At 75.6% G+C, this 19,538-nt stretch carries 15 protein-coding genes and 1 riboswitch; of the genes, 7 read left to right on the top strand and 8 right to left on the bottom strand.

Translation table 11 applies throughout. The features are described from left to right. Positions 1 to 202: 202 nt before the first annotated feature. Both ABWU78_RS01965 and ABWU78_RS01960 read right to left on the bottom strand, forming a co-directional pair. Complete coding sequence (locus tag ABWU78_RS01965) at positions 203 to 2,182, bottom strand: DUF349 domain-containing protein (protein ID WP_439157412.1); 1,980 nt, start codon at positions 2,180 to 2,182, stop codon at positions 203 to 205. Further along, positions 2,179 to 2,937 (bottom strand): peptidylprolyl isomerase, encoded by a 759-nt coding sequence (locus ABWU78_RS01960; protein ID WP_253049303.1) that lies wholly within the window; start codon positions 2,935 to 2,937, stop codon positions 2,179 to 2,181. The genes ABWU78_RS01965 and ABWU78_RS01960 overlap by 4 nt, the downstream gene beginning before the upstream one ends. Positions 2,938 to 3,147: 210 nt before the next feature. On the opposite strand from ABWU78_RS01960, the gene ABWU78_RS01955 reads away from it, so the two are divergent. From ABWU78_RS01955 to ABWU78_RS01945, 3 genes are all read left to right on the top strand, one after another. Beyond that, entirely contained in the window at positions 3,148 to 3,957 is an 810-nt protein-coding gene (locus ABWU78_RS01955; RefSeq protein ID WP_308202240.1) for an MBL fold metallo-hydrolase, read from the top strand. A gap of 73 nt (positions 3,958 to 4,030) precedes the next feature. Then, positions 4,031 to 5,425, top strand: a complete 1,395-nt coding sequence (gene hisS, locus ABWU78_RS01950) for a histidine--tRNA ligase (RefSeq protein WP_439157411.1) — start codon at positions 4,031 to 4,033, stop codon at positions 5,423 to 5,425. Between the two features lie 44 nt (positions 5,426 to 5,469). Continuing rightward, entirely contained in the window at positions 5,470 to 6,138 is a 669-nt protein-coding gene (locus ABWU78_RS01945; RefSeq protein ID WP_253049308.1) for a M23 family metallopeptidase, read from the top strand. Positions 6,139 to 6,207: 69 nt separating this feature from the next. On the opposite strand, the gene ABWU78_RS01940 is transcribed toward ABWU78_RS01945, so the two are convergent. The 3 genes from ABWU78_RS01940 to ABWU78_RS01930 are packed head-to-tail and all read right to left on the bottom strand — an operon-like array spanning position 6,208 to position 9,552. Next, positions 6,208 to 6,996: an energy-coupling factor transporter transmembrane component T family protein gene (locus tag ABWU78_RS01940; RefSeq protein ID WP_353709331.1), complete on the bottom strand. Its 789-nt coding sequence runs from the start codon at positions 6,994 to 6,996 to the stop codon at positions 6,208 to 6,210. Next, the gene (locus ABWU78_RS01935) at positions 6,993 to 8,813 is read right to left on the bottom strand and encodes an ABC transporter ATP-binding protein (protein WP_439157410.1); all 1,821 of its coding nucleotides are present in this window, start codon (positions 8,811 to 8,813) and stop codon (positions 6,993 to 6,995) included. The genes ABWU78_RS01940 and ABWU78_RS01935 overlap by 4 nt, the downstream gene beginning before the upstream one ends. 13 nt (positions 8,814 to 8,826) lie before the next feature. Beyond that, complete coding sequence (locus ABWU78_RS01930; RefSeq protein WP_439157409.1) at positions 8,827 to 9,552, bottom strand: ECF transporter S component; 726 nt, start codon at positions 9,550 to 9,552, stop codon at positions 8,827 to 8,829. A gap of 110 nt (positions 9,553 to 9,662) precedes the next feature. Next, positions 9,663 to 9,782, bottom strand: a riboswitch (TPP riboswitch). Positions 9,783 to 9,965: 183 nt separating this feature from the next. Between ABWU78_RS01930 and ABWU78_RS01925 the strand changes: the two genes are divergently transcribed. After that, on the top strand, positions 9,966 to 11,627 hold the full coding sequence (locus ABWU78_RS01925) for an Rv2578c family radical SAM protein (protein ID WP_439157408.1): 1,662 nt from the start codon (positions 9,966 to 9,968) through the stop codon (positions 11,625 to 11,627). Between the two features lie 61 nt (positions 11,628 to 11,688). Here the strand turns inward: ABWU78_RS01925 and ABWU78_RS01920 are convergent, their stop codons facing one another. Further along, positions 11,689 to 12,003 (bottom strand): DUF1330 domain-containing protein, encoded by a 315-nt coding sequence (locus ABWU78_RS01920; protein WP_439157407.1) that lies wholly within the window; start codon positions 12,001 to 12,003, stop codon positions 11,689 to 11,691. Positions 12,004 to 12,038: 35 nt separating this feature from the next. Continuing rightward, entirely contained in the window at positions 12,039 to 12,506 is a 468-nt protein-coding gene (locus tag ABWU78_RS01915; RefSeq protein WP_439157406.1) for a PPOX class F420-dependent oxidoreductase, read from the bottom strand. Positions 12,507 to 12,711: 205 nt separating this feature from the next. Between ABWU78_RS01915 and aspS the strand changes: the two genes are divergently transcribed. Then, the gene (gene aspS, locus ABWU78_RS01910) at positions 12,712 to 14,511 is read left to right on the top strand and encodes an aspartate--tRNA ligase (protein ID WP_439157405.1); all 1,800 of its coding nucleotides are present in this window, start codon (positions 12,712 to 12,714) and stop codon (positions 14,509 to 14,511) included. Between the two features lie 223 nt (positions 14,512 to 14,734). On the opposite strand, the gene ABWU78_RS01905 is transcribed toward aspS, so the two are convergent. Then, positions 14,735 to 16,993: an MMPL family transporter gene (locus ABWU78_RS01905; protein ID WP_439157404.1), complete on the bottom strand. Its 2,259-nt coding sequence runs from the start codon at positions 16,991 to 16,993 to the stop codon at positions 14,735 to 14,737. 114 nt (positions 16,994 to 17,107) lie between these two features. On the opposite strand from ABWU78_RS01905, the gene ABWU78_RS01900 reads away from it, so the two are divergent. Continuing rightward, the gene (locus tag ABWU78_RS01900; protein WP_439157403.1) at positions 17,108 to 18,574 is read left to right on the top strand and encodes a replication-associated recombination protein A; all 1,467 of its coding nucleotides are present in this window, start codon (positions 17,108 to 17,110) and stop codon (positions 18,572 to 18,574) included. A 195-nt stretch (positions 18,575 to 18,769) separates the two neighbouring features. After that, a complete protein-coding gene (rpsD, locus tag ABWU78_RS01895; RefSeq protein ID WP_047234514.1) occupies positions 18,770 to 19,396 on the top strand; it encodes a 30S ribosomal protein S4 in 627 nt (208 codons plus the stop codon). Positions 19,397 to 19,538 lie beyond the last annotated feature (142 nt).

Genomic DNA, 19,538 nt, shown 5'->3' with positions numbered 1-19,538 from the left:
CACGACCAGGAGCCCCACGTCGGTGCTGCGGGGCGCGAGGAGGCGCGCCAGGGTCGCGGCGGCTCCGGCAGCGGGTGCGGCGGTGCGAGGGGCGGGAGGCATGCGCACACCGTGCACCATCGGCCCGGGCACGCGGAAGGGGCCGGCGCTCGCCTGTGGACGAGTGCCGGCCCCTCCGGACCGAGAGCAGAAGGACGGCGCGTCAGCCGCGCGAGTCCTCCGCCGCGCGCACGACCTGCTCGAGCCAGGCGCGGCGCGCGGTCAGCGCGGTCTCGAGATCCTTGACCGCGCGGGCGTCGCCACGGGACTGCGCGGCCGCGAGGTCCGCCTCGAGGCCCTCGATCGCCGCCTCCAGCTGCGCCGCGGCACCCTCGGCGCGCGCACGCGTCTCGGGGTTGGTCCGCGTCCACTGCGCCTGCTCGGCGTCGCGGACGGCGTTCTCGACAGCGCGCAGGCGACCCTCGACGCGCTGCAGGTCGCCGCGGGGCACGCGGCCGGCCTCCTCCCACCGCTCCTGGAGGTCGCGCAGCGCGGCCTTCGCCGCCCCGAGGTCCTTGACCGGGACGAGCTTCTCCGCCTCGGTCAGGAGCGCCTCCTTGACCTCGAGGTTGGCGGCGTACTCCGCGTCCGTGGCCGAGTTCACCGCGTCGCGGGCCTGGAAGAACGTGTCCTGCGCGGCGCGGAACCGGGCCCACAGCGCGTCGTCGTCCTTGCGGCTCGCACGTCCCGCGGCCTTCCAGCGCGCCATGAGGTCGCGGTACGCGCCGGCGGTCGGGCCCCAGTCGGTGCTCGACGAGAGCGCCTCGGCCTCGGCGACCAGCTTCTCCTTGGCGGCCTTGGCGGAGGCGTTGCGCTGCTCGAGCTCGGCGAAGTAGTGCCGGCGCTCCCGGTCGAACGCGGTCCGCGCGTGGCTGAACCGCTTCCAGAGTGCCTCCTCGCTCGCCCGGTCGATGCGCGGGCCGGAGCGCTGCGCCTCCTTCCAGCGGTCGAGCAGGCCGCGCAGCTCCTCGCCGGCGGGGCGCCACTGCATGCGGCTCGGGTCGGTAGCGGCGATCTTCTCGGCCGCCTCGATGATCTCGGTCCGCGCCTCGAGGGCCGCGGCCTTCGCGGCGGCCCGCTCCGCCTCGAGCTGGCCGCGGCGCTCGGCCGCGGCACCGCGCAGCGACTCGACCTGTGCGCGCAGGCCGTCGAGGTCGCCGACGGCGGACGGCTCGGCGGTCTCCTCCGTCAGGCGGGCGATCGTCTGGTCGATCTCCTTGACCGACAGGTCCGTGCTCGTCAGCCGCGCCTCGAAGAGCGCGACCTTCGCCTGGAGGTCGAGGTAGCGCCGCACGTACAGCGCGAGCGCCTCGTCGGTGTCGACGCCGGGGAACTGACCCACGGAACGCTCGCCGGCGCTCTCGCGGACGTAGACGGTGCCGTCCTCGTCGACCCGGCCGAACTCGGCCGCGGCCTTCGCTGCCGCGGAGTCGTCGGCGAGCGCCGGGACGGCGGGCACCTCGGGCACGGCGGCCGGCGCGGCCGGGCCGCCCCCTGCCGCGGGAGCGGGCTTGCGCGGCGGGCGGGGTACGGCCGAGGGCTTGGGGCGCGGGCCCGGCCGCGGGGCGGCGGGCTTCGCCGCAGCCGGAGCCTCGGCGGAAGGCGCGGTCTCGGCCTCGGCCCCGGTCTCGGCCTCGGCGGGTGCCGGGTCCTCGGCTGTCTCGGCGTCCTGCGCGACGGTGGTCGACGCGTCGCTGGGCTCGGTCTCGACGGCGGCCTCGTCCGTCGGCTCGGCGCCGGCGGCGGGCTCGTCGGTCGGCTCGGCGTCCGGGACGGGCGCGTCACCCGGCGCGCTCGCGGTCTCGGCGACGGCCGGCGCGGTCTCCTCGCCGCTCGGCGCGGACCCCGGCGCGTCGGCTGCCTCCGAGGCAGCGTCCGGCCGCTGCTCGGTGACGACAGGCTCCTCGGCGGGTTGCTCGGTCGTCGGTGCCTCGGCGGGCTCCTCGGCCGCGGGCTGCTCGGCCGCGGGGACCGGGGTCTCGGTCGTCGAGACCTCGCTCGCGTCGGCGCTCCCGGCGGAAGCGTCGGTGACGGCCGCGGAATCCGTCGTCTCCACGTCTGTCGCGTCGACCCGTCCGGTCTCGCTCGCCTCCGCGGGCTCCGGTGCCGGTGCGCTCGCCTGGTCCTTGGCGGGATCGCTCACTGGGTCTCAACTCCTTCGATGGTGACCGGGGTGGCGGGGGACCCGTCGCCGGATCCGTCCTGCGTCCCCGCGTCAGCGACTGCCTGGACGACGTCCAGGCCGGACGTGATGGTGCCGAACACCGTGTAACCACCCGCCGCGTCGGACGGGATGGTCGAGTCCTCGTAGACGAGGAAGAACTGGGAGCCCATCGACTCGGCGTTGCCGCCCTGGCGCGCCATGGCGACGGTCCCCGCGGGGTACACGTCGTCGGACGGAGGGTTCTCGATGGGGCCGAACGAGTAGCCCGGGCCGCCGGTTCCGGTGCCGGTCGGGTCGCCGCACTGGAGCACGTGGATGCCGGACGTGGTGAGGCGATGGCACGACGTGCCGTCGAAGTACCCGGACTCGGCGAGGGACACGAAGCTCGCGACGGCCTGCGGCGCGTCCGCTCCGTCGAGGGTGAGGGTGATGTCGCCCGCGCTCGTGGTGAGCGTCGACGTCCAGTCGCGCCCCTCGGCGGCGGAGGCCGGGGGCAGGGTGTGCTCGCCGGACGCCGACGGAGCGGTCGCGTCGCCGTCGCCGCCGGCGTCGGTGCCGGGTGCCTGGGTGGCGGACAGCGCCCACCACACGGCGACGCCGATCACGACGAGCGCCGCGACGACGCCGACGATCGACCAGGTCCGCTGGCGCTTCGCGCGGAGCTGGGCCACGTGGCGGTCCCACTTCTCCTCACGACGGCGCGCCTGCTCGCGCTCGCGACTCTTCGTCGACACCCCAGCTCCCTCGTCCGGCGCCGTCGTGGCGCGCACGGTCGACCCCGGTGCGGCCGCGGTCGGTACGGGACAGTCTAGGCACCGAGCGCCCTGGTGGCGGGTGGATTTGCCGCGCGCAGGTCACGGTCCGGTATCGACCGCTCCGGCCCCGCCCGGGCGCGAGCCCGTCGCCGGAGACCGGGCGAGGCGGCGCGGGCTACCCTCGGGCGCGTGGACCGACCCCGTGGCAACCCGCCCACGCCCCCGTCCGACGCCCCCTCCGACGAGCCCGGTGCCGAGCCCCGCGACGTGCCCGCCGTGACGGTGCGCGTCGTCGTGGCGCCCGTCTTCGGGACGAACTGCACGGTGCTGAGCGCCCCGGGCGGCGACTGCGTCGTGGTCGACGCCGGCGCGGGGGTGGCGGACGCCGTCGTCGCCTTCGTCGAGTCCGCGGGGCTCGTCCCGCGTGCCGTGCTCGCGACGCACGGGCACGTGGACCACACGTGGGACGCCGCGGCGCTCGCGGACCGGTTCGACGTGCCCGTCGTCCTGCACGTGGCCGACGCCTACCGGCTCGCCGACCCGTTCGGCAGCCTCGAGCACGGCTCGCCCACCGGCGACCGGGGCGCGCGCTCGCTCGTCTCCGGTCCGCTCGGCGCGGCCCTCGCCGCGGCCGGGGCCCGGCCGGAGGACTACCGCGAGCCGACCCGCGTGGAGACGTTCGACGTCGCGGCGGGTGAGGAGCGGGTGCTGCGCTGGGGCGACCTCGTGCTGCGCGCCGTCGGGGCCCCGGGGCACACCGAAGGGTCGACCCTCTACCTCGTGGGCGAGCCCGGGACGGGGATCGTGCTCAGCGGCGACGTGCTCTTCGCGGGCTCGGTCGGCCGCACGGACCTGCCCGGCGGGGACGGCGCGACGATGGCCCGCACGCTGCGCGACGTCGTCGGGCGCCTCGACCCCGCGTGGGACGTGCTGCCGGGCCACGGGCCCACGACCACGGTCGCGCGCGAGCTCGCGACCAACCCGTTCCTCGCGGCCTGACGTGCGCGGGCCGGCCCGTCCGTCGGCCGGGACGATGCGGACGACCGTGCCAGCGTCTGGGAAGATCTGACCCATGGCCAGGCCCACACCCCTCTCCGGTTTCCCCGAATGGCTCCCCGACGGTCGGATCGTCGAGCAGCACGTCCTCGACACCCTGCGCCGCGTGTTCGAGCTGCACGGGTTCGGGGGGATCGAGACGCGCGCGGTCGAGCCGCTCGACCAGCTCCTGCGCAAGGGCGAGACGTCCAAGGAGGTCTACGTCCTGCGGCGCCTGCAGGAGGAGGCCGGCGACGCCGACGACACCCGCCGGGACAAGGGCGACAAGCAGCTCGGCCTGCACTTCGACCTCACGGTCCCCTTCGCGCGCTACGTGCTGGAGAACGCCGGGCACCTCGCCTTCCCGTTCAAGCGCTACCAGATCCAGAAGGTGTGGCGCGGCGAGCGCCCCCAGGACGGGCGGTTCCGCGAGTTCACCCAGGCCGACATCGACGTCGTCGGCGCGGGCGAGCTGCCGTACCACTACGAGGTCGAGCTGCCGCTCGTCATGGCGGAGGCGCTCGGCGCGCTGCGCGACATCGGCGTGCCCGAGGTCCGCGTCCTGGTCAACAACCGCCGGGTCGCCGAGGGCTTCTACCGCGGTCTCGGGATCGACGCCGTGGACGAGGTCCTGCGCCAGATCGACAAGCTCGACAAGATCGGGCCGGAGAAGGTCGCGGGGCTCCTCGTCGCCGAGGCGGGCACCACCCCGGAGCAGGCCGAGGCGTGCCTCGCGCTCGCGGCGATCAGCGGGAGCGACACGGGCGTCGTCGACCGCGTGCGGGCGCTCGCGGCCGAGCACGGCGTGGTGAGCGATCTGCTCGAGACGGGTCTCGGCGAGCTCGGCGCGCTGGTCGAGGCGGCGAGCGTGCGCGCCCCGGGCGTCGTCGTCGCCGACCTCAAGATCGCGCGCGGGCTCGACTACTACACGGGCTCGGTCTACGAGACCGTGCTCGTCGGTCACGAGCAGCTCGGGTCCATCTGCTCGGGCGGCCGGTACGACACGCTCGCGTCCGACGGCGCGAACACCTACCCCGGGGTCGGCCTGTCGATCGGCGTGTCCCGCCTCGTGTCGCGCCTGCTCTCGGCGGGCCTGGTCCGGGCGACGCGCTCCGTGCCGAGCGCCGTCGTCGTCGCGGTGACGAGCGAGGAGACGCGCGGCGCGTCCGACGCCATCGCGACCGCGCTGCGGTCGCGGGGCGTCCCGGTCGAGGTCGCGCCCGCCGCCGCCAAGTTCGGCAAGCAGATCCGCTACGCCGACCGGCGCGGGATCCCGTTCGTCTGGTTCCCGGGGCGCGTCGAGGAGGACGGGACGCGCTCGTCCGACCAGGTCAAGGACATCCGTTCGGGCGAGCAGGTGGACGCCGACGCCGCGACGTGGGCGCCGCCCGCCGAGGACCTGCACCCGCGGGTGGTGCCGGCGGGCGATTGACGGACCGACCGGACGGCGTGCGGGGCGAGGGGAGGCGCGACGACGTGGCGGACGCGGTCGAGCTCGCCCTGCCGTTCGAGGGCACGTGGCTCGTGCAGAACAGCCCGGCGCGGCGCGTCCCGAGCCACGGGACGCACCTGTTCGCCACGACCTACGCGATCGACTTCGTCGCGGTCCGCGGCCGCCGCACCGCGGACGTGCGCGACTGGCGCACCGCGCTCGGCACCGAGCCGCCTGAACGGTTCCTCGGCTTCGGCCTGCCCGTCCTCGCGCCCGGCGCGGGCACGGTCGTCGCGGCGCACGACGGCGAGCGCGACCACGAGGCCCGGCGCTCGCCGCTCGCGCTGCTCGGGTACGCGCTCACGCAGGCGTCCCGGGCGCGTGCCGGCGGCGCGGCGCTCGCGGGCAACCACGTGGTGCTCGCGCTCGACGTCCCGGGCGTGTTCGTGGTCCTGGCCCACCTGCGTCGCGGGTCGGTCGAGGTGCGCCCCGGGCAGCGGGTGGGGCCGGGCGACGTGGTGGGTCGGTGCGGGAACTCGGGGAACTCGACGCAGCCGCACGTGCACGTGCAGGCCATGGACGGGCCCGACGCGCACGTCGCGCGCGGCGTGCCGCTCGCGTTCCGCTCCTATCGCGAGCACGGGCGTGACGGCGGCGTCCGTGCGGTCGCGCTCGGGGTCCCGGGCGAGGGGACGGTCGTCGAGCCCGCGTGAGGCTGCTCGCCCGTTGGCCGGTCGATCGGTCGGCCGGGTTCGCCCGGGAGCGTCGGCGGCGGTGTCGCCTCAGGCAGTGAGCGCGCCGATCCCGGTCACCCACCCCCCGAGGACGCCCGCCGCGACCACCGCGCCGGCGACGGCCAGGACGGCGCCTGCCGCGACGACGTCGGGCACGCCGAGCGGGACGGGCCGTGAGGACGTCCGGGGTCCGGAACCCAGCCCGCGCGACTCGAGCGCGACCGTGAGCCGCTCGGACCGGCGCACCGCGCCGACGAGGAGCGCGAAGGCGGCCGCACCGAGCGACCGCGGCGACCGAGGGAGCGTGCCCCGGCGCCGCCGGGGGTCGCGGACCGCCTGGGCGCAGCGGATCGTGTGCCACGCGTCGGGGAGCTCGACGAGGAGCCGGTGCGCGGCGAGCACCGCGAACGTCCAGGTCGCGGGCAGGCGCGCGTGCTGGTGCAGGCTCGTCATGAGGCGGACGGGGTCGGTCGTGAGGACGAGCGCGAGGGACAGCGCGCCGACGAGCAGGGTGCGCAGCGCGAGCGCCGCGCCGATCGTCAGCCCGTCCGCGCCGACGGTGAGCGGACCCAGCGGGACGGCGTCGCCCCCGGGCCGGGTGGCGACGTTGACGACCAGGAGGCTCGTCGCGAACACCGCGAACGGGACGTGGGCGAGCGCGAGGGTCCGCACGGGGACGCGTCCGAGCGTCAGCAGCGCGGTGACGGTGAGCACCCAGCCGATCGTCGGGGTCACCGGGTCGGTGACGAGGAGCGCGGCCGTCGAGACGACGAGCACCGTCGCGAGCTTGACCGTCGGGTTCCAGCGTTCGAGCGCGGTCGGGCGGGGGCCGGTCACGGGGCGACCTCCGCGGCGACCGCGGCCGTGGGCGCGAGTCTCGCCGTCCCGGGATCGGCGCCCGGCACGACGTCGTGCCGGGCGTCGAACGCCGCGTCGAGCGCGCGGACGAGCGCCCCCGGGTCGACGCCGCGACCGCGGCCTACGCGCGCCCACCAGTCGAGCAGCGGGGGTCGGCGCAGGCCCGCCAGCGCGCACAGCGCGTCGTCGGCGAGGACCGCCGACGGCTCCGCGACCGTGGCGAGCGTGCCGTCCACGACCACGGCGACCCGGTCGGCGAGCGCCGCGACGAGCGAGAGGTCGTGCGAGACGACGACCACGGCGCCGCCCGCGTCGGCGCGCCCCCGCAGCACGTGGGCGACCGTGGCGGCCTGGGCCCGGTCCAGCCCGAACGTGGGCTCGTCGGCGAGGAGGACCGGCGGGTCCAGGACGGTCGCGGTCGCCAGGGACAGGCGCCGCTGCTCGCCGCCCGAGAGCCGGTACGGGTTCGCGTCGGCGAGGTGCGCGAGCCCGAACGCGGCGAGGGTCCGGGCCACGCGCGCCTCGACGTCGTCGACGCGGGCGAGCCGGGCCGACCAGGCGACCTCCTCGCGCACCGTGCGGGCGACGAGCTGGTGCTCGGGGTCCTGGAACACCATCGCGACGGGCTCGCCCGTCGCGGTCGCCACCTCGCCCGTGGTGCGCTCGAGCCCGGCCAGGCCGCGCAGGAGCGTCGACTTGCCGCCCCCGTTGGGACCGACGACGGCGAGCACCTCGCCCGCGCGGACGTCGAGGTCCACGTCGCGCACGACGGCCGGGCCGCCGTGCCGGGACCGCCCCGCGCGGAGTCCACCCCGGTGGACGGCGAGGCCACGGGCCCGGAGCGCCACGGGGCGCGCCGCGCCGGCCGGGGTCGCGGCCGGGTCCGTGGTCGTGGGGCGCGCGGGCGAGGACCGCGCGAGGTCGACCAGCCAGTCGTCGGTCTCGGGAGAGCCGAGCGGCCCCGGGGCGCCCGCCTGCTCGAGGCGGACGGCGAGGGGTAGCCAGCACCCCAGCCCGGAGAGGTCGTGCGCGTGCTCGCGCAGGACGCGGTCGGTGGGGCCGTGCGCGACGACCCTGCCGTCGCGCCCGAGGACCAGGGTCGCGTCCGGCAGCGTGCCCAGGTCGTCCAGGCGGTGCTCGACGAGCACGACCGAGCGGTGCCGCCGCGCGGCGTCGTCGCCGCCGTCGGGTCCGGGGCGGCGCGCGAGGCCGGCGACGAGGGCCCCGACGTCGTGGGCGGCGGCGGGGTCCAGCAGCGCGGTGGGCTCGTCGAGGACGAGGAGCTCCGGCTCGGCGACGAGCGCCGCGGCGACCGCGACGCGCTGCGCCTCGCCGCCCGACAGCGCGTGGGTCGCGCGGTCGTGCAGGTGCGCGGCGCCGACGGCGGCGAGCGCCGCGGTCGCGCGGGCGTCCGTGGTGCGGGGGTCGGCGCCACGGTTCTCGAGCGCGAACCGCAGCTCCTCGTCCACGCGCGCCAGGCAGAGCTGGTCGCCGGGCCGCTGCTGGACGAGGCCCACGCGGGCGGCGAGCACGGGCGGCGGCACCTCGCGCGGGTCGGCGCCGGTCACGCGGAGGCCGCCCAGGACGACGCCCGGGAGGGTGTGCGGGACGACGCCGACCAGCGCGCGCAGGAGGGTCGACTTCCCGCACCCGGACGGGCCGAGGACCAGCAGGCTCGTCCCGGCCGGGACGGTGACGTCGACGCCGTCGAGCACCCGGGTGCCGTGGTGCCCGAGGTGCACGGTCACGTCGGCGGCGGTGACAGCGTCGCGCGCGTGCGCGGTCACGTCAGCCACGTGCGCGGTCGCCTCACCCACGGCGGGCCGCGCCGATCGCGAACGCGTCGAGGGCGCCCGTGCGGGCGAGGGCGTCGCCGAGGAGGCGGGCCGCGAGGCCGCACAGCACAACGCACGACACGACCTGGATCCCGAGCCGGAGCATCGCGTAGTCCTGACCGATCCAGCCGAAGCGCACGGCGTTGAAGGCGAACGTGACGAGGGCCGCGCTCACGCCCGACGCGACGAAGACCCACCATCCGAACCGGCGGTAGCGCGTGAGCGCGAACGGCAGCTCGGCGCCGACGCCCTGGACCAGGCCCACGACGAGCAGCAGCGGCCCCGCGGGGGACGCGAGGAAGACGACCTCGACGAGCGCGGCGAGGGTCTCGGCAAGGATGCCGACCCCCGGCTTGCGCACGATGTACGTGGCGAGCGGGCCGACGACGATCCACGCGCCCGCGAGGACGTTCGCGGCGAGGTCCGCGAGGGGGCCCATCGCGAGCTGGAGCGGGGCCCAGAGCTGGACGAACGCCCAGTACACGAACCCGAAGACGACGCCGAGGACGGCGACGAGCACCGTCTCGTGGAGCGTCAGCCCGCGGCGCCGTGCGGGGCGCCCGGTCGGGCGGACCGCGAGACCGGGCACCCCGCCGGCCGACCGGTCGGCCGGCACGCCGGCCGATCCGGTGGGCGGCTGGTCGGTGGGTGCGGCGGCGGTCGGGGTCGCCTGCTGCGGGGTGGTGCGGGGCTCGGCCATGCGGGTTCCCTCCGTCGGGCCCCCGGGGCGAGGGGTGCACGACGGCGCGCCACCGCCGGGCCCGGCGCGCCCGGCCGCGTGCGGGGCGCACGGGCACGAGCGCGCAGGGGACGGTGACGTCGGCCCTGCTCCCTTCGCTGGTACGAACCAGATCAGGTTCCACGGGTCTGCAGGTGGGACGGGTGTCCGGCCTGCACTCTCAGCGCTCGTGCGCTCCCCGGGGGCGTTCGGCCCGACCCTAGGCCCTCGGGGCCACGCGGACAATCCCGGCGTCTCAGCCCGCGGGACGGGCCCTGGGCCGCCCGTGCACCGGCCCTGCGCAGGGTGCGGGTCGCCGCTGACGCGGAGCAGGCGTCCCCCGGGGAGGACCGCGGGGCTTGACCTGGAGATCGAACACCTGTTCGAATGTGCGGGTGAGGTGGGACGGACAAGCGCTCGGCGCGGACGACGGCGCTCTCCCGGGGCTGGAGCGGGCGGGCCTCGTGCGCAGCGTGCGCACGCCCGACTTCGCGGGCATCACGTTCCACGAGGTGACGGCCAAGAGCGCGCTGTCGAAGGTCCCGGCGATGTCGCGCATGCCGTTCCGCTGGACGGTCAACCCGTACCGCGGGTGCAGCCACGCCTGCTCCTACTGCCTCGCGCCGTCCACCCCGGTGCTGCTCGCCGACGGCACGCAGCGACCGATCGGCGAGCTGCGGGTCGGCGACGAGATCGTGGGGACCGCGCCGCACGGCGCCTACCGGCGCTACGTGCGCACGCGCGTGCTCGACCGCTGGACCACCCGCAAGCGCGCGTACCGCGTGACCCTCGCGGACGGCACGCGCCTCGTCGCGAGCGGTGACCACCGGTTCCTCACCGAACGGGGCTGGCGCCATGTCGTCGGCGGGGCCGGGCGCCGCGCCCACCTGGCGCTGGGCGACGTCCTCGTCGGCCCGGGGGCGGCTGCGCTCGCGGGCGGCCGGGTCGCGCTCGAGGGCCGGGACGTCACGGGCGACGAGGCGCTGCGCGTCGACTCGCTCGAGGCGCTCGACGGGCCGGGGGAGGAGACCGAGCTCGTCGACATCACCACCGGGACGCGGGACTTCGTCGCCGCCGGGGTCGTGAGCCACAACTGCTTCGCCCGGCCCACCCACCAGTACCTCGACCTCGACGCGGGCGACGACTTCGACCGCGAGGTCGTGGTCAAGGTGAACGTCGACGAGGTGCTGCGCGCCGAGCTCGCCCGCGCGTCGTGGGGTCGCGAGCCCGTCGCGCTCGGCACGAACACGGACCCCTACCAGCGGGCCGAGGGGCGCTACCGCCTCATGCCGGGCATCATCGACGCGCTCGCGGGCTCCGGCACGCCCCTATCGGTCCTCACCAAGGGCACGCTCCTGCGCCGCGACCTGCCGCTCCTCGCCGACGCCGCCTCGCGCGTCGAGGTCGGGATCGGCGTCTCGCTCGCGCTGCTGGACCCGACGCTCCAGGCGAGCGTCGAACCCGGCACGCCCTCGCCGCGCGCCCGCCTCGACCTGATCCGCGCGGTCCGCGAGGCGGGCCTGCCGTGCGGCGTCATGGTCGCGCCCGTGCTGCCGTGGCTCACCGACTCCACGCACGCGCTGACAGACCTGCTCGACGCCGTGAAGGACGCCGGGGCCACGGGGGTCACCGTGCTGCCGCTGCACCTCAAGCCCGGGACGCGCGAGTGGTACCTCGGTTGGCTCGCGCGCGAGCACCCGCAGCTCGTCCCCGGCTACGAGCGGGTCTACGCCCGTGGCGCGTACGCCTCGAAGGCGTACCGCTCGTGGCTGTGGGACCGCGTGCGCCCGATGCTCGAGGCGCGCGGCTTCGCGGTGTCCGGCCACCGCGGTCCCGCGGGCGTCGAGGGGCGGTACCGCCGGGGCGAGCTCGGCGGTCTCGGGGACGGTCACCGCGACCCGGGGCCGCCGGCGGACGGCGCCTACCCGAGGGGGAGCCTCGCCGGGTCGCCTCAGGAATCCGACCGGCGTGGCCACGGCGGCGCGCTCGCGGGCATGCCGGTGGACGGCGGGGGTCTGGACGTCGTCGGCGGGGGAGTGGAGCAGGTCCTGTTCTGACCTGGTGGCACCGTCCGGGCGACACCGCGACCGCGACGCCGGCGCGCGTCCGACGGCCGGGTCAGGAGGGCTGGTCGCGGTGCGGGACGGCACCGACACGGACGATGTCCGTCCGTGCCACAGCCCGGTCCCTGAGGTCGGCCAGCGCCACCCGGGCGGGGTCGGCCAGGTACGCGGCGAGCGCGTCGTCATCGGGCAGCTCGATGACCTGCACCTCGGTCGGCAGCGACGCCTCCTGACCGGGCAGCGCGCGCACGCGCGACAGCACGCGCCCGCCGTGCGCGGGCACGAGCGCGAGGACGACGTCCTCGTACTCGCTCAGCAGGTCGGCGCTGCCCTCGGTGGGCCACAGCATCACGCACAGGGTGATCGGCATGGTCGGCACGCTACGCCGCCGCGCCGGCGGGATCGTCAGCCGTCCGCGAGGCGCGCCGGGAACCCGCCCGTCGCGACCGGGCCCCAGCGCGTGATCGTCAGGCGCACGAGCGACTTGCCCTGCGTCACCATGGCCTCGCGGTACTCGTCCCAGTCCGGGTGCTCGCCGCTGACGGAGCGGTAGTAGTCGACGAGCGGCTCGACGGACTCGGGCAGGTCGATCACCTCGGCCTCGCCGTCGACCTGCACCCACGGGTCCGAGAAGCGCTCGCCCAGCGAGAGCAGCGACGCGCGCGGGTCGCGACGCACGTTGACCGCCTTGGCGCGCTCCGGGTACGTCGACACGACGACCCGGCCCGCGTCGTCGACCCCGTACGTGACGGGGCTGAGCTGTGGCCGCCCGTCGGCGCGCGTCGTGACGAGGACGCCGTCGTGCCGGGACCGCAGGAACTGCTCGAGCTCGTCGCGCTCGACGCGCCGGTTCGTCGCGATGGTGCGTGCCACGATCACCCCTCCTCGTGCGGGCGGCGGGCCGGTCGGCGCGCGCCGGTGCCGCCGGCCCGGACGCACGACACGGTCGGAGCGCCGGTGGAGCGGCGGCACCGCCACGGTATCCGGTCGAGCAGCGCGCCCGCCCGCACTAGACTCGTCCGGACGCGCGCCCGCCCCGGGAGCGCGACCCCCACCGCCCACCTGGAAGGAACCCTCCGTGCTGCGCACCCGAACGGCCGGCTCACTGCGGGCCGAGCACACCGGTCAGACCGTCACCCTCACGGGCTGGGTCGACCGTCGGCGCGATCACGGAGGCGTGGCCTTCATCGACCTGCGGGACGCGTCCGGCATCGCCCAGGTCGTCATCCGCGACGAGGCCGTCGCGCACCCGCTGCGCAACGAGTTCGTCCTCCAGGTCACGGGCGAGGTCTCGCGCCGACCCGACGGCAACGAGAACGCGGCCCTGCCCACGGGCGAGATCGAGGTCGTCGCGAGCGACGTCGTCGTGCTCAACACGTCCGAGGCGCTGCCGTTCCAGGTCTCCACGGCGCTCGCGGACACCGAGACGATCGGCGAGGAGGCGCGCCTCAAGCACCGCTACCTCGACCTGCGCCGCCCCGCGCCCGCGCACGCGCTGCGCCTGCGCGCCAAGGTCAACCAGGCCGCGCGCCGCGTGCTCGACGCGGAGGAGTTCGTCGAGATCGAGACGCCGACCCTCACGCGCTCGACGCCCGAGGGCGCGCGCGACTTCCTCGTGCCCGCGCGTCTCGCGCCCGGCTCCTGGTACGCGCTGCCGCAGTCGCCGCAGCTCTTCAAGCAGCTCCTCATGGTCGCGGGCATGGAGCGCTACTACCAGATCGCGCGCTGCTACCGCGACGAGGACTTCCGCGCCGACCGCCAGCCCGAGTTCACGCAGCTCGACGTCGAGATGAGCTTCGTCGAGCAGGACGACGTCATCGCGCTCGCCGAGAAGATCCTCGTCGCGCTGTGGGAGCTCATCGGGTACACGATCCCGACCCCGATCCCGCGCATGACCTTCCACGACGCCATGCGGCTGTACGGGTCGGACAAGCCGGACCTGCGGTTCGGCAACCCGCTTGTCGAGCTCACGGACTACTTCCAGGACACGCCGTTCCGCGTGTTCCAGGCGGAGTACGTCGGCGCGGTCGTCATGGCGGGCGGGGCGTCGCAGCCGCGCCGCCAGTTCGACGCGTGGCAGGAGTGGGCCAAGCAGCGCGGCGCTCGCGGCCTCGCGTACGTGACGTTCGGCGAGGACGGCACGCTCGGCGGCCCCGTCGCGAAGAACCTGTCCGACGCCGAGCGCGAGGGTCTGCGCGACGCGACCGGCGCGCAGCCGGGCGACGCCGTGTTCTTCGCCGCGGGCAAGACGTCGGACTCGCGCGCCCTGCTCGGCGCCGCACGCCAGGAGATCGCGAAGCGCACGGGTGCCATCGACGAGGACGCCTGGGCGTTCGTCTGGATCGTGGACGCGCCGCTGTTCAAGCCGACGGGCGAGGACGACGACGTCGATCTCGGCAACTCCGCGTGGACCGCCGTGCACCACGCGTTCACGTCGCCCACGCCCGACTGGGTCGACACGTTCGAGCAGAACCCGGGCGAGGCGCTCGCGTACGCGTACGACATCGTCTGCAACGGCAACGAGATCGGCGGCGGCTCGATCCGTATCCACCGCCGCGACGTGCAGGAGCGCGTGTTCGATGTCATGGGCATCGGGCCGGAGGAGGCGCAGGAGAAGTTCGGCTTCCTCCTCGACGCGTTCAAGTTCGGCGCGCCCCCGCACGGCGGGATCGCGTTCGGCTGGGACCGCATCGTCGCGCTGCTGACGAAGTCGGACTCGATCCGCGACGTCATCGCGTTCCCGAAGTCGGGCGGCGGGTTCGACCCGCTGACGCAGGCGCCCGCGCCGATCACGCCCGAGCAGCGCAAGGAGGCGGGCGTCGATGCGAAGCCCGCCGCACCGAAGAGCGACGCGGGAGAGCCGACGCCGGAGGCATGACGACCCGCACCGCGCGCGAGGGCGCGCCGACCCGCGACGACCGGGTCGGCGCGCCCTCGCGCGTCGTACCGAGCCTGGGCCGCTGGGCGGACCACCCGGTCGTCCGTGCGGAGCGGGACGGCTGGGACGTCCTGGACGTCGTGGCGCGCGACGACGCGCTCGTCGGAGGAGTTCGAGCCGCGCCGCTGAGGGCGGCGTCCGGCGGTGCGGCCCGCGCGGACGCTCAGTGCGTGATCGCGAGCCTGCGGTGCACCCAGCGCAGCGGGCGGGGCGCCCACCAGTTGAACCGGCCGAGCAGCGTCATCGTCGCGGGGACCAGGAGCAGGCGGACGATCGTCGCGTCGATGAGCACCGCGACGGCGAGCGCGAACCCGACCTCCTTGATGACGAGGAGGTCGCCGAAGACGAAGCCCGCGAAGACGACGATGATGATCGCCGCCGCGGACGTGATGATCCGCCCGGAGCGCTGGAGCCCGAGGCGCACGGCCTCGTCGTTGGGATGGCCGGCGTCGTAGAGCTCCTTGACGCGCGCGAGCAGAAACACCTCGTAGTCCATCGCGAGGCCGAACGCGAACGCGACGACCAGCGCGACCACGTAGGTCTCGATCCCGCCGACCGAGGAGAAGTCGAGCAGGCCCTCCAGGTGCCCGTCCTGGAACACCCACACGAGCACGCCGAGCGAGGCCGCGAGCGAGAGCGCGTTCGTGAGCAGCGCCTTGACCGGCACGACGACCGATCCCGTCATGAGGAACAGCAGCACGAGCGTCGCGCCCACGACGATCCCGACGGCCCACCACACGCGCTCGCCGAGCGCGTCGAGGAAGTCGACCTGCCCGGCCGCCTGCCCGGTGACCCACACCTCGAACCCCGGGTCGGTGGCGCGCACCTCTCGCACGACCGACACCGCCTCCGCCCCGCCGGCGTCGTCCGCGTCGACGTGCACGCCGACGACGGCGTGGTCGCCGAGCGGTGCGGCGGGGTCGACGCTCGCGACGCCGTCGAGCCCCGCGACCTCGTCGGCCCACGCCTGGGCGTCCTCGACGCTCGCGTCGACCACGGCGACGACCTGGGCGCTCTCGCTCGACGGGTACTGCGCGGCGAGCTCGTCGACGAACTCCCGCTGCGGGGACCCCTGGGGCAGCAGCTCGATGCCCGAGTTGCGCATGTGCAGGCCGAGCACGGGCAGCGCGAGGACGACGAGCACGACGACCGTCGTCAGCAGCACCCACACCGGGTGGCGCTGCACGCGCGCGGCGAGGCGGGAAAAGGCACCCTCGTCGGACTGCACGTCCGCGGTCCGGGCGAGGACGCGGCGCAGACCGGGGATCCGGCCGAGGATCCCCGGCTTCGCGAGGCGGCGGCCGGAGAACGCGAGGAGCGCGGGGACGAGCGTGAGCGCCGTCGCCACCGCGACGAGGACGACGCCGAGGCCGCCCGCGCCGACCGACCGCAGGATGTCCGGGCGGAACACCATGAGCCCGGCGATCGAGATCGCGACCGTGAGCGCCGAGAACGCGACCGTGCGGCCCGCCGTCTCCATCGTCCGGATCAGCGCGGCGTGGACCACGCCGTCCCCGCGACGTCGGCGCAGGGACGGGTCGTCGCCCGCGGCGACCAGCCGGTGCAGCTCCTCCCGGAACCGCGACACGACGAGCAGCCCGTAGTCGATCGAGAGCCCGAGCCCGAGCAAGGTGACGACGTTGACCACGGACGCGTCGACGTCGAGCACGTACGTGAGCCCCAGCAGCACGCCCAGGCCCGTCCCGATGGACGCGACGGCCCCCGCCATCGGCATCGCGGCGGCGAGGAAACCGCCGAAGACGAGCACCATGATGAGCAGCGCGACCGGCAGCGCGACCTTCTCGCCCGTCGTCAGGTCCTCCTCGACCTGCCCCGTGATGGCGTCGACGATGAGCGCGTTCGAGCCCACGAGGCCCGTCGCGTCCCCGGCCGCGTCCGGAGCCGCCTCCGCGAGGACGCCGGGCACCGCCTCGAGCTGCTCGACGACGCGCTCGGCCACGGCGTCCGTGCGCTCGGCGTCGAGGTCGGTGCGCAGCGTCACCACGGTGAGGAACCCGTCCCCGTCGCTCGCGACGAGCGACTGCGCGGCCGGGTCCTCGACCCCGCCGGGGATCACGTAGGGATTGATGACCGTGTCCACGCCCTCGATCGCCACGAGGTCCGCGTTCACCTCGGTCATCGCCTCCACGACCTGCGCGTCCCCCGGGGCGACCTCGCTCACCAGCAGCGTGATCTCCGGACCGCCCTCGTCGTTCTCGGCGAGGATCTCGGTCGCGCGCTCGCTGTCCGAGCCGGGGATGGAGGGCGCCCCCGTGGTCACCCGGTCGAACACGCTCTCCCCGTGCACGCCGAACAGCGCGAGCGCGAACCCGAGCCCGGTGAGGACGACCCACACGACGACCGTGAGGCGGGGATGGCGGGCGACACGACGACCGAGGCTCGAGAACACGAGCGCCAGCATCCCATCCGTCCGCGCCGCGTGTCAGATCCCTCGCGGCGCTGTGGACGACGTTCACCCCACCTCCCCACGCCGGCGGCGTCCGGGCGCGTGGGCGGCGGTGCGTAGGCTCGGGGCATGTCCACCGGTGATCTTTTCGGCGGCGACCTCTTCGGCGCCGCCACCTCCGGCGCGCAGGGCACGCCGCGACCCGGACCGGGGGCCCCGCTCGCCGTGCGCATGCGTCCCGCCGCCCTCGACGAGGTCGCGGGCCAGGCGCACCTGCTCGTCCCCGGCTCGCCCCTGCGGCGCCTCATCGAGTCGGACGCGTCCGGCGGCCGGGCCGCGCCCGGCTCCGTCATCCTCTGGGGCCCGCCCGGCACCGGCAAGACGACGCTCGCCTACCTCATCGCGACCGCGTCCGGCCGCCGCTTCGTCGAGCTCTCCGCCGTCACCGCGGGCGTCAAGGACGTGCGCACCGTCGTCGAGGACGCCCGCCGCCGCCTCGCGACCGGCGGCGAGGAGACCGTCCTGTTCATCGACGAGGTGCACCGCTTCTCCAAGTCCCAGCAGGACGCGCTCCTGCCGAGCGTCGAGAACCGCTGGGTCACGCTCGTCGCGGCGACCACCGAGAACCCGAGCTTCTCCGTGAACTCGCCCCTGCTCTCCCGCTCGCTCCTGCTCACGCTCCAGCCCCTCGGGGACGACGACGTCCGCGCCCTCGTGCGCCGCGCCGTCGCCGACGACCGGGGGCTGGGCGGCCTCGTCGCGCTCACCGACGAGGCGGAGGACCACCTCGTGCGCCTCGCGGGCGGCGACGCGCGCAAGGCGCTCACCGTGCTCGAGGCGGCGGCCGGCGCCGCGCTCTCCGACGCCCCGGTCCCGGCCTCCGTGGCGGCCTCCGAGGACGCGACGACCGACGAGGACGGCGAGCTAGGCCCGGCGGACGGCTCGCCGGTGAGCGTGGACCTCGAGGCCGTCGAGCGCGCCGTGGACGTCGCCGCCGTGCGCTACGACCGCGACGGCGACCAGCACTACGACGTCGTGTCCGCGTTCATCAAGTCGATGCGCGGCTCCGACGTCGACGCCTCCCTGCACTACCTCGCCCGCATGATCGCGGCGGGGGAGGACCCGCGCTTCATCGCCCGGCGCATCGTCATCGCCGCCGCGGAGGACGTCGGCATGGCCGACCCGTCCGCGCTCCAGACTGCCGTCGCCGCGGCCCAGGCCGTCCAGCTCATCGGCATGCCCGAGGGACGGATCGTCCTCGCGGAGGCCGTCGTGCACCTCGCGACCGCGCCCAAGTCCAACGCCGCCTACCTCGGGATCGACGCGGCGCTCGCGGACGTGCGCGCCGGGAAGGCCGGGTCCGTCCCGCCGCACCTGCGCGACGCGCACTACCCGGGCGCGAAGCAGCTCGGCCACGGCACCGGGTACCGGTACGCGCACGACGCGCCCCACGGCGTCGCGGCGCAGCAGTACCTGCCCGACACGCTCGTCGGGTCGCGGTACTACACGCCGACCGACCGCGGGTACGAGCGCCAGGTCTCCGACCGCCTCGGGCGGATCCGGGACATCCTGGCGCAGGACGAGCCGGCGCGCTGACCCGTCGGGGGATCGCCACCCGGGCGTGCGGTAGACTTCTCAGGTTGCCTTCACGGCGACCACCTGGGACCTCGGCCCCGACCCGCACTCTCCCTCGGAGAAGCGCGCGGTCCATCGGCTGGTCCCGCACCCGGACCCGGACTCCCGGGACCAGGTGTGACGTCAGTACCCACACGACAGGAATGAGATATCGCTGTGACGTCTGTCAAGCGCTCGCGCCGCCAGGTCCGCCTGAGCCGCGCCCTGGGCATCGCCCTCACCCCGAAGGCCGTCAAGCACTTCGAGAAGCGCCCGTACCCCCCGGGTGAGCACGGCCGCGCCCGCCGCCGCACCGAGTCGGACTACGCGGTCCGTCTCCGCGAGAAGCAGCGTCTGCGCGCCCAGTACATGCTCCGCGAGAAGCAGCTCGCGCGTGCGTACGAGGAGGCCCGCAAGGACAAGGGTCTGACCGGTGAGGCGCTCGTCGAGAACCTCGAGACCCGTCTCGACGCGCTCGTGCTGCGCGCCGGCTTCGCCCGTACCATCCTGCAGGCGCGCCAGGCGGTCACGCACCGCCACATCCTCGTCGACGGCAAGATCGTGGACCGCCCGTCGTTCCGCGTGAAGCCCGGCCAGACCCTCCAGGTCAAGCCGAAGAGCCAGGCGACCACGCCGTTCCAGGTCGCGGCCGCGGGCGCGCACCGCGACGTCCTCCCGGCCGTCCCGGGCTACCTGGACGTCCAGCTCGAGAAGCTGAGCGCGATCCTCACGCGTCGCCCGAAGCGCGCCGAGGTCCCCGTGCAGTGCGAGGTCCAGCTCGTCGTCGAGTACTACGCTCGCTGACCCTCGCTCCGGACGCCTCGCTCACCGCTTCGTCGGCGAGCGAGGCGTTCGTGCGTCCGGACCGGTGCGCGCGCCGCACCGCGGCGACGGCGTCGTCGTGTCGTGCCCGACGGCGGTCCCCGCCCTGGTGCGGGTAGTGTTT

The sequence above is a fragment of the Cellulosimicrobium sp. CpK407 genome (genome assembly GCF_051844275.1).
GTDB classification, from domain to species: domain Bacteria; phylum Actinomycetota; class Actinomycetes; order Actinomycetales; family Cellulomonadaceae; genus Cellulosimicrobium; species Cellulosimicrobium cellulans_G.
The sequence above is the reverse complement of the archived record's forward strand: the minus strand, read 5'-3'. Positions and strand labels throughout refer to the sequence as shown.

What these genes read in the sequence shown, in the direction of transcription:
- hisS (WP_439157411.1), top strand. Translation starts at nt 4,031, where the DNA reads ATGGCCAGGCCCACACCCCTCTCCGGTTTCCCCGAATGGCTCCCCGAC.
- ABWU78_RS01930 (WP_439157409.1), bottom strand. Translation starts at nt 9,552, where the DNA reads ATGGCCGAGCCCCGCACCACCCCGCAGCAGGCGACCCCGACCGCCGCC.
- ABWU78_RS01920 (WP_439157407.1), bottom strand. Translation starts at nt 12,003, where the DNA reads ATGCCGATCACCCTGTGCGTGATGCTGTGGCCCACCGAGGGCAGCGCC.
- ABWU78_RS01905 (WP_439157404.1), bottom strand. Translation starts at nt 16,993, where the DNA reads ATGCTGGCGCTCGTGTTCTCGAGCCTCGGTCGTCGTGTCGCCCGCCAT.
- ABWU78_RS01900 (WP_439157403.1), top strand. Translation starts at nt 17,108, where the DNA reads ATGTCCACCGGTGATCTTTTCGGCGGCGACCTCTTCGGCGCCGCCACC.